This window comes from Exiguobacterium sp. s146 (genome assembly GCF_018618415.1).
Classification (GTDB): domain Bacteria; phylum Bacillota; class Bacilli; order Exiguobacteriales; family Exiguobacteriaceae; genus Exiguobacterium.
Genome location: NZ_JACSMA010000002.1, coordinates 177,457 through 192,124, shown reverse-complemented (window position 1 = coordinate 192,124; position 14,668 = coordinate 177,457). Strand labels below are relative to the sequence as shown.

19 protein-coding genes are annotated in these 14,668 nt (G+C 54.3%); all 19 read left to right on the top strand.

Annotated features, from left to right (window positions below):
• Positions 1-53: 53 nt before the first annotated feature.
• Positions 54-254 (top strand): DUF2768 family protein, encoded by a 201-nt coding sequence (locus tag KNP83_RS07610; RefSeq protein ID WP_021067194.1) that lies wholly within the window; start codon positions 54-56, stop codon positions 252-254.
• A 3-nt stretch (positions 255-257) separates the two neighbouring features.
• On the top strand, positions 258-968 hold the full coding sequence (locus tag KNP83_RS07605) for a hypothetical protein (RefSeq protein ID WP_214761973.1): 711 nt from the start codon (positions 258-260) through the stop codon (positions 966-968).
• Between the two features lie 109 nt (positions 969-1,077).
• Positions 1,078-1,350 (top strand): HU family DNA-binding protein, encoded by a 273-nt coding sequence (locus KNP83_RS07600; protein WP_021067196.1) that lies wholly within the window; start codon positions 1,078-1,080, stop codon positions 1,348-1,350.
• Positions 1,351-1,477: 127 nt separating this feature from the next.
• Positions 1,478-2,050 (top strand): heptaprenyl diphosphate synthase component 1, encoded by a 573-nt coding sequence (locus tag KNP83_RS07595; protein ID WP_214761972.1) that lies wholly within the window; start codon positions 1,478-1,480, stop codon positions 2,048-2,050.
• A gap of 20 nt (positions 2,051-2,070) precedes the next feature.
• A complete protein-coding gene (locus tag KNP83_RS07590; RefSeq protein ID WP_214761971.1) occupies positions 2,071-2,772 on the top strand; it encodes a demethylmenaquinone methyltransferase in 702 nt (233 codons plus the stop codon).
• Positions 2,773-2,775: 3 nt separating this feature from the next.
• On the top strand, positions 2,776-3,738 hold the full coding sequence (locus KNP83_RS07585) for a polyprenyl synthetase family protein (protein WP_214761970.1): 963 nt from the start codon (positions 2,776-2,778) through the stop codon (positions 3,736-3,738).
• A gap of 91 nt (positions 3,739-3,829) precedes the next feature.
• The gene (ndk, locus tag KNP83_RS07580; RefSeq protein ID WP_214761969.1) at positions 3,830-4,246 is read left to right on the top strand and encodes a nucleoside-diphosphate kinase; all 417 of its coding nucleotides are present in this window, start codon (positions 3,830-3,832) and stop codon (positions 4,244-4,246) included.
• Between the two features lie 117 nt (positions 4,247-4,363).
• Complete coding sequence (locus KNP83_RS07575) at positions 4,364-5,143, top strand: CheR family methyltransferase (RefSeq protein ID WP_214762390.1); 780 nt, start codon at positions 4,364-4,366, stop codon at positions 5,141-5,143.
• A gap of 10 nt (positions 5,144-5,153) precedes the next feature.
• On the top strand, positions 5,154-6,314 hold the full coding sequence (gene aroC / locus KNP83_RS07570) for a chorismate synthase (protein WP_214761968.1): 1,161 nt from the start codon (positions 5,154-5,156) through the stop codon (positions 6,312-6,314).
• Positions 6,308-7,354 (top strand): 3-dehydroquinate synthase, encoded by a 1,047-nt coding sequence (locus KNP83_RS07565; RefSeq protein WP_214761967.1) that lies wholly within the window; start codon positions 6,308-6,310, stop codon positions 7,352-7,354. Before aroC ends, KNP83_RS07565 begins: the two co-directional genes overlap by 7 nt.
• Position 7,355: 1 nt before the next feature.
• On the top strand, positions 7,356-8,606 hold the full coding sequence (gene aroA, locus KNP83_RS07560) for a 3-phosphoshikimate 1-carboxyvinyltransferase (RefSeq protein ID WP_214761966.1): 1,251 nt from the start codon (positions 7,356-7,358) through the stop codon (positions 8,604-8,606).
• Between the two features lie 36 nt (positions 8,607-8,642).
• Entirely contained in the window at positions 8,643-9,914 is a 1,272-nt protein-coding gene (locus KNP83_RS07555; RefSeq protein ID WP_214761965.1) for a tetratricopeptide repeat protein, read from the top strand.
• Between the two features lie 24 nt (positions 9,915-9,938).
• A complete protein-coding gene (locus KNP83_RS07550; RefSeq protein ID WP_021067206.1) occupies positions 9,939-10,472 on the top strand; it encodes a ReoY family proteolytic degradation factor in 534 nt (177 codons plus the stop codon).
• A 165-nt stretch (positions 10,473-10,637) separates the two neighbouring features.
• Positions 10,638-11,078: a DUF2487 family protein gene (locus KNP83_RS07545; RefSeq protein WP_214761964.1), complete on the top strand. Its 441-nt coding sequence runs from the start codon at positions 10,638-10,640 to the stop codon at positions 11,076-11,078.
• 110 nt (positions 11,079-11,188) lie between these two features.
• Positions 11,189-11,692 carry a QcrA and Rieske domain-containing protein gene (locus KNP83_RS07540; RefSeq protein ID WP_021067208.1) on the top strand — a complete coding sequence of 168 codons (504 nt, stop codon included), beginning with the start codon at positions 11,189-11,191 and terminating at the stop codon, positions 11,690-11,692.
• Positions 11,693-11,707: 15 nt separating this feature from the next.
• Complete coding sequence (gene qcrB / locus KNP83_RS07535) at positions 11,708-12,379, top strand: menaquinol-cytochrome c reductase cytochrome b subunit (protein WP_128122636.1); 672 nt, start codon at positions 11,708-11,710, stop codon at positions 12,377-12,379.
• Positions 12,380-12,412: 33 nt separating this feature from the next.
• Entirely contained in the window at positions 12,413-13,207 is a 795-nt protein-coding gene (locus tag KNP83_RS07530) for a menaquinol-cytochrome c reductase cytochrome b/c subunit (RefSeq protein WP_021067210.1), read from the top strand.
• A gap of 99 nt (positions 13,208-13,306) precedes the next feature.
• Entirely contained in the window at positions 13,307-13,921 is a 615-nt protein-coding gene (locus KNP83_RS07525) for a DUF1405 domain-containing protein (protein ID WP_214761963.1), read from the top strand.
• A 38-nt stretch (positions 13,922-13,959) separates the two neighbouring features.
• Entirely contained in the window at positions 13,960-14,643 is a 684-nt protein-coding gene (locus KNP83_RS07520) for a zinc metallopeptidase (RefSeq protein WP_128122633.1), read from the top strand.
• Positions 14,644-14,668: the final 25 nt, after the last annotated feature.

Sequence of the window (14,668 nt, the reverse complement as noted above, 5' to 3'; positions counted from 1 at the left end):
TTGCTACACTAATGTACGGAGCAAGATTTATAGAGAAAGTCGAGGGGATTAACGTGACACCGTCACTCATCAAGATGTGGATTTCATTTGCGGGCATCGGGGCGTTTGCCATCGCCGCGCTCATGGTGGCAGTCAGCCATACGAAACTAACGGGATGGTTCGCGGCGCTCGTCCGCGTCATCGCATTCGTCATTTTTTTATTTGGGACGATCATTATGATTTATGTGGTCGCTTCAGGACCGACAGGAGGATAAGACGTGAAACGGATTCTTTTGGTCGCGAGCCTTTTGGCGGCGACCGTGCTCAGTGGATGTATGTTCCCGGATTCGAACCGGGTCGACAACGTCCCGTATGAAGACCAATTGACATCGGTACAGACGGCCGTCGACTCGTTCAAGGAGACGACCGGGGTGTTGCCGATTAAAACAAGACCGGCCGAGACGCCGCTCATGGAGCGTTATCCGATCGAGTTCGCCCGGCTCGTGCCCGGTTATTTGGCCGACCCGCCGGCGAACAGCTTCGAAGGGGGCGGCCTGTTCTTATACGTCCTCGTGGACGCCGAGACGGAGCCGACGGTCAAGCTCATCGATTTACGGGTGTCTGAAAGCTTACAACAGTTGCAGACGAACATTAACGCGTTCCGGGCCAAAGAAGGCAAGTTCCCGTTTGACGGGTCGCTCGGAAAGAATCAATTCACGGTCGATTACGACCTCATCTTCGTCTCTGAAGAGCCGAGCATCCCGAGCCCGTACACGGAAAACGAGTTGCCGATTTACGTCGACGGGACCGGACAATTATTTGTCGACTATCGGGCCGACCTGGAGGACGCCCTCGAGAACACGGATGTAGAGCCGAAAGTCGGTGAGGACATTCGGTATTTGCTCTATAATGACTCACCATTCGCCCCGGCTTATTCGCAAGGGTACACGATTAATGAACAAGGTGAAGTCGAGTTTTTAAACAACTGATCGACGGAGCGGGTCAAATATGGGCCGATTGCTTAAAAAATGTTGTCATATCAACGTTTGTACGATATGATTAATCCCGTAAACTCTCAGTGAGAGGAGGTGAATCGTGATGAACAAAACTGAATTGATCCAAGCAGTTGCGGAGAAAGCAAATGTTTCGAAAAAAGAAGCTACACAAGTTGTAGAAGCTACTTTCGAATCTATCACTGAAGCACTCCAAAACGGTGATAAAATTCAATTGATCGGTTTTGGTACTTTTGAAGTTCGTGAGCGCGCTGCCCGTAAAGGTCGCAACCCACGTACGAAAGAAGATATCGAAATCCCGGCAAGCAAAGTTCCTGCCTTCAAAGCAGGTAAAGCGCTTAAAGATGCGGTCAAATAATGGGCAATACATAAGTCGCCGAAAGGCGGCTTTTTTTGTGTCGGAAAGCGAGTTCACATGGCGTGAATGTGACAAAAATGTGCTATACTATGTCAGAATGACAACGAAGAGGACGAGGGGGGATAGCATGGAACAGATGACATACGAAACCGTTGTCACCGACCTTGCTCGTCAAATCGAAGAACGCATGAACCATCCGTATTTGACGAGACACGAGATTGTACCCGTAGTCGACATGCCTTTACTTCGTTGGATGGTCGAGATGATTGAAATCGAATCGAATCAACAACGTCAGCTCGTGCTTGCGACATATTTTGCACATCAAGCACTCGAACTGCACGATCAAGTAAAGGATTGCCCGAACGGCTCGCTCGAGCGGCAACTCAAAGTGCTCGCCGGCGACTTCGCCTCGGCTCAATTTTATAAAATATTGGCTCTGTTCCCATCCGACTATAGCAATCGCTTCGGTCGGTCGGTCCAGCTTGTCAATGGGGCGAAATGTACGCTCGCGCTTGATGCGGACGTGCCCGTCACGACTTGGATGGAAGCGAACTTCGGATTGATTAAAACGTTTTCTGAGGTGATAGGTCGATCCTACTTGACCACATACGGAAAAACGATCATCGAACGAAAGGCGACAGTACTGCGCCAAGATCAACGAGAACAGCTAACGACGCTCCTGGCGCACGCTGTCGCTTAGAACGGAAAGGATGTTACGTATTGCAACCGAAAGAAAAAGAGCAAAAAGTATATGACGTGTTTCAATCAATCTCACCGAGCTACGATACGATGAACTCGATCATCAGTTTCCGTTTGCATAAATGGTGGCGCAAAGCGACGATGCGTCGCATGCAAGTGTTCCCAGGCGCGAAATGTCTCGACGTCTGCTGCGGGACGGCGGACTGGACGATCCAACTCGCCGAGGCGGCCGGGAACACCGGTGTCGTCAAAGGTCTCGACTTTTCCGAGAATATGCTCGCGGTCGGCCAAGAGAAAGTGGGCGCTTATCCGACGATCGAACTCATCCATGGTAACGCGATGGCATTGCCGTTCGGGGATCACTCATTCGACTATGTGACGATCGGTTTCGGTCTTCGCAACGTACCGGATTACATGACGGTGCTCCGTGAGATGCATCGGGTGTTGAAGCCGGGCGGGACGGTCGTTTGTCTCGAGACGAGCCAACCGACAGCGCCGCTCTTTAGCGAGCTGTACCGTTTCTATTTCGGCTCGGTCATGCCATTATTCGGGAAAGTGTTCGCCGGCTCATATGATCAATATAAATGGCTTCAAGAGTCGACCGACCAATTCCCGGATCGGTTGACGCTAAAACGCATGTTCGAGACGGCAGGCTTCGAACAAGTCGAAGTGAAGGCGTTCTCCGGCGGTGCGTGTGCCATGCACCTAGGAAAGAAGTGGTGACCGATGTCTTTGAAGCGACTTTATCGCCACATGAACCGAGAAATCGAGCAGATCGACCGCTTCTTGTCGACGCGGGTCCATACGGATCATCCGGTCATCGAGGCGGCGTCGAAGCAACTGCTTGATGCGGGCGGGAAGCGGATCCGCCCGGCGTTCGTATTGCTGAGCGCCGGTTTCGGTCAAGCGAAAGATATCCGCCTGACGAAAGTGGCGGCGAGTCTTGAACTGATTCATATGGCCTCGCTCGTCCATGATGACGTCATCGATGACGCCACACTCCGGCGTGGCAAACCGACCGTCATGGAACGTTATGATGAGCAGGTCGCGATGTATACGGGGAACACGTTGTTCGGCGAAGCAATTCGACTCGTTTCTGAGGTCGACTCGCCGCGCGTGATGCAAATCATGGCCGACACGATGGAACTGATTTGTATCGGTGAAATCAATCAGATTCAAGACCAATACGACTGGGGCCAATCCCCGAAACGATATCTCGATCGGATTGCCCGGAAGACGGCGCTCTTGATTGAGACGAGTTGCGCGACCGGGGCCGTCGTCTCGGGGGCATCACCCGAAGTCGTCAAACAGTTGCGGCTGTTCGGCTACGACATCGGGATGGCGTTTCAAATGACGGACGACCTGCTTGATTTCACCGCGAAAAGCTTTCAACTCGGAAAGCCGGTCGGAGAGGATTTGAAGCACGGTCACAAAACGTTGCCGCTCTTCTATTCAGCGGAAGACCCGGAATTCTTTGACCGATTGCAGCAAGTCAACCAGTCATCCGATTACGCGACGACCCATACGCTCGTTCGTGAAGTGCAACGCAACGGGACGCTCGAGCGAAGCCAGCGGACAATCGATCGGTACGTGAACCGGGCGATTCAACGACTCGATGGCTTGCCGGACGTGCCGGACAAGCGCTCGCTCATTGAAATCGCCGAGTATATCGGGAAACGAAAATGGTAAAAACCACCTTGTAAACCCTTTCAATAATCAAGATGACCGTGTACACTAATAAAGTACAAGGTACACATATTGATTTAGGGGGATTAGGGGAATGGAAAAGACATTTTTAATGGTAAAACCGGATGGAGTGAAACGCGGTCTGATTGGGGAAATCATCTCGCGCTTCGAAAACAAAGGATATACATTGAACCGTCTTGAGCTATTGACGCCATCGGTTGAAGTCGCACAATCGCATTATGCGGAACATAAGGAAAAGCCGTTCTTTGGAGAGCTTGTCGAATTCTTAACGTCAGGTCCTGTTGTAGCGATGGAGTGGGAAGGCGAAAATATCGTCGCCGTCTCTCGATTGATGATCGGGAAGACGAACCCGCTGGACGCACAACCAGGAACGATTCGTGGCGATTTGGCCTCGACGATGTCACAAAACGTCATCCATGGTTCAGATAGCGTGGAGAGCGCAGAGCGTGAATTGTCACTCTGGTTCGCCACTGAAGCATCACACGTTTGATGACGATAAAAGGGACGGGGGCCTCCTGTCCCTTTTTGTATTGGGATTGAAGCGCTTTCGCACGTTTTGGCACGACATGATCTAGGAGAAGAGAAAGAATTGAGGTTGGAACTGGTGATAAATGATTATGCCATCTTCGTAAAAAAGTTTTATCTGAAGTCGGGGATCGACTTAAATTTATATAAAGAAGCCCAGATGAAGCGGCGCATGATTGCGCTTCGCGAGAAGAAAGGGTATGCCACGTTTATCGAGTACTTCAAAGCGATGGAGTCGGACCGGGGCTTATATGATGAATTTTTGGATCGCATGACGATTAACGTGAGCGAGTTTTATCGGAACCCGGTCCGCTGGCAGCAACTGGAGACGGACATTTTACCGGAACTCATCCGCAAGAGTCAGGGCAAGTTGCGCGTTTGGAGCGCGGCCTGCTCGACCGGTGAAGAACCGTATTCGCTGGCGATGCTGTTATCGAAACATTTGTCACCCGCACAGTTCACAATCACGGCGACGGACCTAGATGACGTGGTGATCGAAAAAGCGAAACAAGGCAAGTATCATGAGCGGGCGCTCGTCGACTTGCCGGTAGAGTTCCGGCAACGTTACTTCACCCGCCGCGGCGACGACTATTACATCACAGAGGACATCAAAAAATTAGTGACGTTCAAAAAACATAATCTGCTGGCCGACGTGTACGAACGGAATTTTGATTTGATCGTCTGCCGAAACGTCTTGATTTATTTCACCGAGGAAGCGAAAGAAAAAGTATATACATCGTTTCACCGATCGCTTCGGCCAGGCGGAGTCCTGTTCGTCGGCGGGACCGAGCAGATCTTTCAACCGAAGCGATACGGCTACAAGATGAAGCAAAGCTTCTTCTACGAAAAAATTGAAGAGTGAGGTGACAGCTATGCGTTATTTGACGGCAGGAGAATCGCACGGTCCTGGACTTTCAATCATCATCGAGGGCGTGCCGGCCGGGCTTGCGGTCGATGTGCAAGCCATCAACACAGAACTCGCGAAGCGGCAGTCCGGCTATGGCCGTGGGCGCCGCATGCAAATCGAATCAGATCGAATCGAGGTGAGGGCCGGCATTCGTCACGGGGTGACGACAGGGGCCCCGATTTCGTTCTGGATCGAGAACAAAGACCACACGCATTGGCGGAACGTCATGCAGGCCGAACCGATCGATGCGGACGTGGAAATCAAACGCCGTGTCGTCCGTCCAAGACCTGGACATGCGGACCTCGTCGGCGGTTTGAAATACGATCATCGTGACCTGCGCGACGTCCTCGAACGCTCGAGCGCACGTGAGACGGCCGCCCGGGTCGCCGTCGGCGCCCTCAGCAAACAATTGCTCGCTGCCGTCGGGATGTCGCTCGTCAGCTACGTCAAAGTGATTGGCGGCGTCGAGGCCGATGCCTCGTACGAGTCGCTCGAGACGTTGCGCGCCACAATTGAGGCGTCACCGGTGCGGACGATGGACGAGGCGGCAGGGCAGGCGATGATGCATCGAATCGATGAGGCGAAAGCGGCGGGCGACTCGCTCGGTGGTGTCATCTGTACAGAAGTGCATGGCGTCATCCCGGGACTTGGATCGTACGTCCAATACGACCGGAAACTCGATGCGGCAATCGCCCGAGCCGTCATGAGCGTCAACGCCATCAAAGGCGTCGCGTTCGGTGACGGGTTCGAGATGGCGTATCGCCCAGGGTCGGAAGTGATGGACCCGATCGCCTATGGTCCGGACGGTTATACACGCCTGAGCAACCATCTCGGCGGTTTCGAGGGCGGGATGACGACCGGGATGCCGATCGTCTGTACCGCTGTGATGAAACCGATCCCGACGCTCTACAAGCCGCTCCAATCCGTCGATATCGACACGAAAGAGCCGTTCCTCGCGCAAATCGAACGAAGTGACGCCTGTGCCGTCCCGGCCGCCTCACTCGTCGTCGAGGCCGTAGTCGCGTTCGAACTCGCCCGTGAGCTGTGCGAGACGTTCGGACACGATACGGTCGGCCGCATCCAAGCGCGCGTCGATGCGTATCGCGAGGAGATTCGCACATGGTGACGATTCGAGTGAACACCTCGGCACCGTACGACGTCACGATGGAACGAGGGGACGCCTGGCTCGACCGCGTCCCTTACTTCTCGTGTTCGAGCATTTGGGTCATCACGGACGATACGGTGGACCGCTTGCATGGGACGGCGTTCCGCGCTCGTCTCGAGGCGCACGCGCGCCAGATCGTCTGGTCGGTCGTCCGTCCGGGCGACGGGTCAAAATCACTCGAGACGATTGAACGTCTTGTCGCGGACGGGTTGACGGCCGGCTGTGACCGGGATACGCTCGTAATCGCCTTTGGCGGCGGTATGATTGGCGACTTGGCCGGTTTTCTGGCGAGTGTCTATATGCGAGGCCTGCAGTACATACAAGTGCCGACGACGGTGCTCGCCCACGACTCGGCCGTCGGCGGGAAAGTCGCGGTCAACCACCCGCTCGCGAAAAACGCCATCGGGGCTTTTTATCAGCCAGCCGGCGTCCACTATAACGTCGACCGTCTCGAGACGTTGACGGACCGAGATGTATTGAGCGGACTCGGCGAGTTGATCAAGCACGCCTACTTGTCACGCTACGTCCTCGGACACTCGTTCGAGGACGACCTGTTCACCGCGTTGGCGCACGGACCGCTCGAGTGGGAAACGTGGCTCGCCCGTGGGATTGAAGTGAAACGACGGATCGTCGAGGCCGATGAACGAGAACAAGGCGTTCGGGCATGGCTGAACTTTGGCCATACGTTCGGCCATGCGCTCGAATCGGTCGAGGCGTATCGATTGGCGCACGGGGAGGCCGTCTTATACGGGATGGTGTATGCGTTCTTGGTCGGCGGGGACGTCACACGCGCCAAAGCGCTCGCCGGATTCATGAAGCGACAAGCGGTCACGCCGGTCGATTGGCAGCCGTTCGAAACGTATCTCGAAGTGATGGGGCACGACAAAAAGAATCGAAGGGGACGGATTCGCTTCGTCCTGCTCGGTGAAGATGTGACCGTGGCGAGCGTCACGACCGAGCGCCTCGCCGAAGCATACGAACAGCTGAAAGGATGGTTTTAAGATGGGATTGAACGGATTCATACGCGTACCGAGCGATAAGTCGATCACGCACCGGGCGTTATTGCTCGGGGCCGTGGCGCACGGACAGACGACGGTGTACGACCCGCTCCTCGGGGAGGATTGCCGGTCGACGCTCGAAGCGATCCGGCGTTTGGGCGCGCAAGTCGATGAACAAGCAGATCGCCTGGTCATTACCGGTAGCCAATCGCTCACGTCGGCGGAACTCGATTGCGGGAATTCCGGCACGACGATGCGTCTCATGGCAGGATTGCTTGCCGGCTACGACGGTACGTTCACGCTCACCGGCGATGCCTCGCTCTCGAAGCGGCCGATGCGACGCGTCACAGCGCCGCTACGCGCCATGGGGGCCGACCTGGCTGGTGACGTCGCTCCGCTCCTGATTCACGGGCGGACGTTGACGGGCATCGATTACACGTTGCCTGTCGCGAGTGCGCAAGTGAAATCGGCCATCTTATTGGCCGGACTGCGCGCGGACAGCCCGACGGTCGTGCGCGAGCCGGTCTTGTCAAGGGACCATACCGAGCGCATGCTACCGCTGTTCAAAGGGGATATTGACATCAGCTCGGACGAAGGGGTCCGGACGATTCGATTGACGCCGTCCGTCCTGGAAGGCGCGACGGTGGCCGTACCGGCCGACCCGTCCTCGGCCGCCTTTTGGTGGGCCGGGGCCGCACTCGTCCCGAATAGCCGCGTCACGACGACCGACGTCTGTTTGAACGAGACGCGGATCGGCTTCTTGCGCACACTCGAACGGATGGGGGCACACGTTGAAGTGACGAACGTCCGCGCCCTCGGAGAAGAGTCGGTCGGGGACGTCACCGTCTCGACGAGCGCACTCCACGGCATCCGGTTGGACGGGACTGCCATCCCACATCAAATCGATGAGTTGCCATTGTTCGCCCTCGTCGCATCGCAGGCGTCGAGCCCATCATCGGTCCGGGACGCAGGCGAGCTCCGCGTCAAGGAGACGGACCGGATTCAGACGGTCGCGAGCGAGTTGAAGGCGCTCGGTGTCGACCTTCGCGAGACGGATGACGGCTTTGACGTCTATCCGAGCCGATTGCATGGGGGGCGCGTCTCTTCGCATGGAGACCATCGCTTGGCGATGATGCTCCAAATCGCGGACTTATTGACGACGGAATCTGTGACGATTGACCACGTCGAGGCAGCGGACGTGAGTTACCCGCGCTTCCGTGACGATTTACAACGACTCGGTCGTGAGATAGAATAACGTCAATACGAGTAGCCGCTAGGAGGAATTTGGACGATGTTAGACGAAACAGAATTAAACCATATCATTGAGATGCTTGAAAAAGGTGAGACGGAGCATGCCCTCATGCATCTCGAATCGCTCGAGAAGGAAGGGTCGGACGAGGACCGTCTGGCCATCGCCGACCTCTACCTCGAACTCGGTCTCGCCGACCGGGCCGTCAAGTTGCTCGCGGCGTTATATGTCGATTATGCGGGCAACCCGCACGTCGCCTTGTCGCTCGCCGAGGCCTACTTGGATAGCGACCGTGAAGAAGAGGCGATCGCCGTCCTCGAGAAAATCGATGCGACGGACAAAGAGGCGCATATGCGCAGCCTCGTCCTCCTCGCGGATTTATATCAATCACAAGGATTGGATGAGGTCGCCGTCAAGAAATTGATGGAGGCCCTCGAGACGAACCCGGACGAACCGCTCCTCATCTACGGACTGGCCGAATTGTACGCCTCGATCGGCTCGTTCGAGCAGGCGGTCCCGCTGTACGCGCGTCTGCCGCACTTGCGCTTGCCGGAAGAACTCGATTATCAGGCCGATTATGCCGAGGCGCTCACGATGATCGGTTCGTTCGAGGAGGCGCTCGATGAGTATGAGAAAGCGGAAGACCGCAACTTGAACACGATTTTCGGGCACGCCATGACGGCCCACCGCATCGGTCGTGACGAAATCGCCGTCAAACAGTTCGAGTCGCTTCGTTCGATGGACCCGGATTTCACATCGCTCTATTTGCCTTATACGGAAGCGCTCGACGAGCTCGGCCGCTTCGACGAGGCGCTCGAGGTAATCGGTCAGGGCATCGACCGTGACGACTATAACGACGAGTTGCGCACGGTGAAAGCGAAGCTGTTCTTGAAACAAGGTCGGATGGACGAGGCGGTCACGGAACTGCGCGAGGCGCTCGCGTTGAACCCCGAATCGCTTCAGGCGACCGAGCTGCTCTTATCGGTCTTGTTCGAAGCCGGTGACATGGAGGCCGTCCTCGAGACGATCGATGCGCTCGAAGAACATTCGACGTCTCCGCTCATGACTTGGTACAAAGCGAAAGCGGCCTATGAGCTAGAAGACTATGAGACGGCCGTCACGTTGTACCGCTCGATTGAGCCAGTTTATAAAGAGGACGTGTCATTTGCGATCGAATGGGCTACACTATTGATAGAAGAAGGACAGCGTGATCAAGCGCAACGAGTGCTCGAGCAAACGCTTGCGCACACCGTCGATGTCGATGACCGCCAAGCACTCGAAGAGCGGCTCGAGCGGTTAACGGATCACGATTAAACGATATAAAGGAGATGGGGTCATATGGTCGAGCGGAAAAGAACATTTTTAAAGCGATTCCTCGCTCATCATACGCTTCGGAAACGAGAAGCCAAGTGGATTATCGACTACTGGCTCAGACATCCAGAAAAACTCGGGAACGTTCACTTCGTCACGAACGCCTCGGTCTCACCGCGCAGTCTGATCATGACAGCGTATGGATTCGACGGCGAACCGTTCCGTTACCGTCGGGGTGACCTCATCACGGTCAATCCCGAGAAAGCGTATCACGACATCCGGCTCCACGACGGCGCCATCTACGTGGAGTTGAACTTTCAAGGCATGATGATTGATGAGCTGTGGATTGATATCGTGGAATTGAATCCGTTTGAACCTGTCGCCGAAGTGAAAGACGAAGTGACGACGTCGGCCCAGACGGTCATTCGCGCCTCGGTCGCCCAGTTCGAGGAGGAGCGTCTGCTCGTCGAAATCGATAAGGCGCTCGACCGACGAGACGAGAAATTGTTCCGCAACTTGACGAGCCAGCTCCATCAAGTCCGCGCCTCAAAATTATTTTAATAAAAACAAGCGCTTCCGTTATGGGTTGCGCTTGTTTTTTGGTATATTAATGACGTAGGAATACACAATAATTTCACATTTCGTTCATAAGTTTCGCAGAGGGAACGATTGTAGGTACGCTACAATGAACATAATGATGTATGTCGAATGGAGAGGAGGAGGAAGATGAGGTTCGATGGTCTAGACGCGATGAAGTCGCTGACAGAACGCCAATACGTCGATACGCTCGTCGTCCCGCTCGTCGAACTGGCATTTGATGAGGACATGGTGCGCAAAGCCGAAGGCAACGAAGTCATCCAAGCGGTGGCGCTTGAGACCGAGCGCCAACTGTCCGGACGGACGATGCTCAGCCCGACGCTCAGTTATGTCGACGTGGAGGCAGGACGTTCGCTCGCCGAACAAGTAACCGCCCAGGCGACGTCATCCGGGTTTACTCACGTGTTGTTCATCTCCTCGGATTTGCGTTTCAAAGGCTCTGAACTGCCGATTATTTTCGTGCCGCCGCTGGCGTTGAAAGGCATGACCGCCGAGCAGTCGCACACGATGGTTCAAAATTTTGCGACGCAAGTCATCACGGAGCTTTCGAGCCGTTGGATGGCGACATGAAGCGGTTGACGTGGAGGTTTTATTGATATACTATTTTGTTGAGTGAGAAATTTTTGTGAAGAATGCATAAAGAATTATGGGGTTATGCACACGAATGAGGGGGGAACGAAATGGCTCAAAATGGGTCAAAAGTCACACGCCGTCAGTTCTTAACGTATACGTTGACTGGTGTAGGTGGCTTTATGGCGGCAACATTGATCAGTCCGATGGTCAACTTTGCGATCGATCCGGTCTTAAAAAAATCGGGAGCGGGCGATAAAGTAAAAGTCATCAGTCTTGATGACATCACGACTGAGCCGCAACGTGTCGACTTTAAGAAACAAACGCAAGATGCTTGGTATGAATTTGAAGAAACGCTTTCGGCGTGGGTATTTAAAGATGAGAGCGGCGAAATCATCGCCTTGTCTCCGATTTGTACGCACCTCGGTTGCCAAGTTGGATATGGTGGAGACCCGACTCGACCGACAGAATTCTTCTGCCCGTGTCACTTCGGTCGCTATGAGAAAGATGGAACGAACATTCCCGGTACGCCTCCGACTGCACCACTTGCACGCTACGAAAAAGAAGAAAAAGACGGCTTCCTATACTTGGGCAGTCCAGTCGCACAGTTGTGAGAGGGGGAATAGTCGATGTTACAAAAAATTTATGATTGGGTCGATGAACGCGTCGACATCACGCCGTTATGGCGCGACATCGCTGACCATGAAGTTCCAGAACACGTCAACCCTGCCCATCACTTTTCAGCATTTGTTTATTGCTTCGGCGGTCTGACGTTCTTCACGATCGTGATTCAAATTCTGTCAGGGATGTTCTTGACGATGTACTACGTACCAGACATCATCAACGCGCACGCGTCGGTGTACTATCTTCAAAACGAGATCGCGCACGGACAAATCGTTCGAGGGATGCACCACTGGGGCGCATCGGTTGCGATCGTCATGTTGTTCTTACATACGCTCCGCGTATTCTTTACCGGGTCGTATAAGAAACCACGCGAACTCAACTGGGTCGTCGGTGTTCTCTTGTTCTTCGTCGTCTTGGCGCTCGGTCTTACAGGGTACTTGTTACCGTGGGATATGAAAGCGTTATTCGCAACGAAAGTTACACTTCAAATTGCCGAGAGTGTCCCGGTCATTGGTGGTATCGCCAAAACGCTTCTCGCCGGTGGTGAGATCGTCGGCGCACGGACGCTCACGAACTTCTTCGCCATTCACGTCTTCTTCTTACCGGCGGCCTTGTTCGGACTCCTCGGAGCCCACTTCTTGATGATTCGTAAACAAGGGGTATCTGGACCGCTATAAGCCGATTCGAAGACAAAAAGGAGGAGAAACGATATGCATCGCGGTAAAGGGATGAAATTTGTAACCGACTCTCGAGTAGGAATCTCGAATCGGAAACAAAATATTGCTAAAGACTATTCAGAGTACCCAGGACGCACGGAAGCGTTCTGGCCGAACTTCTTGTTGAAAGAGTGGATGGTCGGTTCGGTCTTCTTGATCGGATTCATCGCCTTGACGATCGTCGAGGCCCCACCGCTCCAAAACATCGCCGATCCAACGAACACGTCATACATTCCGCTTCCGGACTGGTATTTCTTGTTCTTGTATCAATTGCTCAAGTATCAGTTCGCAGCAGGGGATTGGATCTTGCTCGGGACGGTCATCTTGCCAGGGGTCGCTTTCACGGCGCTCTTGATCGCACCATGGCTCGACCAAGGACTCGAACGCCGTCCGGCGAAACGTCCGGTCGCGATCAGCTTCATGTTGCTCGGCGTCTTGTCGATTTTCTACTTGACGTGGGAATCGGTCCAAACGACACACTGGGATCAAGTTCATGAACAAGGGATTTTGGAAGTTCCGGGCGAAGGCCCTGAAATCGATACAGCCGCACCTGGCTATGAGATTTATTCGGCTCAGTCTTGCGTGAACTGTCACGGACAGAACCTCGAAGGCGGAGCAGCCGCTCCAGCACTCGTCGGCACGCAGTACACGGCCGAAGAGATCGCGGATATCGCGGTCAACGGTGTCGGTACGATGCCAGCCGGCCAATGGGACGGTTCGGATGAAGATCTCCAAGCCATGTCTGAATTCATCGCGTCATACGGTGAAGGCGGCGAAAACAACCAATAATCGATTGGTGTAAGAAGCGTGGCCCGTCTAACGGGCCACGCTTCTTTTTACTTCGCCTCCGTTGCGCTACAATAAAGAAAAAAAGGATGGAATACACGAATGATACATATGATCCGCCCAATCCTCACCCATCGGTTCGTCTTGATACTCCTGTTCCTCATCAACTTGTTCGGCACGATTTACGGATACATCTGGTATGAGCCCCAGCTCCGTGACACACCGCTCATCTATTGGCCGTTCGTGCCGGACAGTCCGACGGCATCGCTCTTCTTCACAGTCGTGCTCGGGTTATGGATTGCCGGCAAGAAGTCGCCGCTCATGGAGACGCTCGCCTTCGTGACGCTCATCAAATACGGGGTATGGGCCGTCATCATGAACATCTTGTTCTTGCGGGAAATCGGTCCCGATGCGGAGATGTTCACCGTGCTCATGGCCGTCATGCTGATGGTGTCACACGGGGCGATGGCGTTCCAGGCGCTATTGTACGCGCCGTTCATGACATGGACGATCCGCTCGTTCGTCTTGACGCTCATCTGGGTCCTCCATAACGATGTCGTCGATTACGTGCTCGGGCAGTGGCCGCGCTATCCGTCGCTCGCTGAACATATCGCTTGGATCGGGTACGGGTCCTTCTGGTTGACCGGAATATGTTTTTTTATGGGATACCACATCATCCTACGCACTTCGCTTGATAATAAGTTCATAAGAATGTAAAATCAGATTATCAAATACACGCAGAGGTGATAGAGAACATGTCATTAGGTGGCTATATTTTCTATCTTGCACTGATTATGCTCATCCCGCTATGGGCCCAGATGCGAGTGAAAAGTACGTACAAAAAGTTTCTCCAACAACCGATTCAAAGCGGCGTCACAGGTGCACAAGTCGCTGACTTCATCATGAAACAAAACGGTGTTCATAACGTCCGCATCGAGATGGTTGATGGCTTGATGAGTGACCATTACGACCCGGTCAATAAAGTCGTCCGTTTGTCGCGCGAAGTGTATCAAGGTTCGACGATCTCATCGGCTGCGATTGCGGCCCACGAGATCGGTCACGTGATTCAAGATGCGACCGACTATAAGATGATGCGGGTCCGTCACCGTCTCGTCCCGGTTGTGAACATCACGTCGAACTTGTCGTTCCCGCTTCTCTTAGGTGGGTTCTTGCTCGGCGCGATGGGCCTCGCCCAACTCGGTGTCATCATGATGCTCGGGGCGGTCGTGTTCCAACTCGTCACGTTACCGGTCGAATTCGACGCCTCGAAACGCGCCATGGCCGAATTGACGAGCCACGGCATCGTCACGGCAACGGAAGAGTCGGGCGCGCGTAAAGTGCTCAACGCGGCAGCTTGGACCTATGTGGCCGCGACACTCGTCGCTGTCGCCGAATTGATTCGTTTGGCGCTCATCGTCTTCATGCCACGTGATGAGTAGAAGCATCAGTCCCGTCCACGTGACG

Excerpts from the sequence above, each read along its gene's own strand:
- KNP83_RS07600 (WP_021067196.1), top strand. The coding sequence starts at position 1,078 with ATGAACAAAACTGAATTGATCCAAGCAGTTGCGGAGAAAGCAAATGTT.
- KNP83_RS07595 (WP_214761972.1), top strand. The coding sequence starts at position 1,478 with ATGGAACAGATGACATACGAAACCGTTGTCACCGACCTTGCTCGTCAA.
- KNP83_RS07585 (WP_214761970.1), top strand. The coding sequence starts at position 2,776 with ATGTCTTTGAAGCGACTTTATCGCCACATGAACCGAGAAATCGAGCAG.
- ndk (WP_214761969.1), top strand. The coding sequence starts at position 3,830 with ATGGAAAAGACATTTTTAATGGTAAAACCGGATGGAGTGAAACGCGGT.
- aroC (WP_214761968.1), top strand. The coding sequence starts at position 5,154 with ATGCGTTATTTGACGGCAGGAGAATCGCACGGTCCTGGACTTTCAATC.
- KNP83_RS07565 (WP_214761967.1), top strand. The coding sequence starts at position 6,308 with ATGGTGACGATTCGAGTGAACACCTCGGCACCGTACGACGTCACGATG.
- aroA (WP_214761966.1), top strand. The coding sequence starts at position 7,356 with ATGGGATTGAACGGATTCATACGCGTACCGAGCGATAAGTCGATCACG.
- KNP83_RS07555 (WP_214761965.1), top strand. The coding sequence starts at position 8,643 with ATGTTAGACGAAACAGAATTAAACCATATCATTGAGATGCTTGAAAAA.
- KNP83_RS07550 (WP_021067206.1), top strand. The coding sequence starts at position 9,939 with ATGGTCGAGCGGAAAAGAACATTTTTAAAGCGATTCCTCGCTCATCAT.
- KNP83_RS07545 (WP_214761964.1), top strand. The coding sequence starts at position 10,638 with ATGAGGTTCGATGGTCTAGACGCGATGAAGTCGCTGACAGAACGCCAA.
- KNP83_RS07540 (WP_021067208.1), top strand. The coding sequence starts at position 11,189 with ATGGCTCAAAATGGGTCAAAAGTCACACGCCGTCAGTTCTTAACGTAT.
- qcrB (WP_128122636.1), top strand. The coding sequence starts at position 11,708 with ATGTTACAAAAAATTTATGATTGGGTCGATGAACGCGTCGACATCACG.
- KNP83_RS07530 (WP_021067210.1), top strand. The coding sequence starts at position 12,413 with ATGCATCGCGGTAAAGGGATGAAATTTGTAACCGACTCTCGAGTAGGA.
- KNP83_RS07525 (WP_214761963.1), top strand. The coding sequence starts at position 13,307 with ATGATACATATGATCCGCCCAATCCTCACCCATCGGTTCGTCTTGATA.
- KNP83_RS07520 (WP_128122633.1), top strand. The coding sequence starts at position 13,960 with ATGTCATTAGGTGGCTATATTTTCTATCTTGCACTGATTATGCTCATC.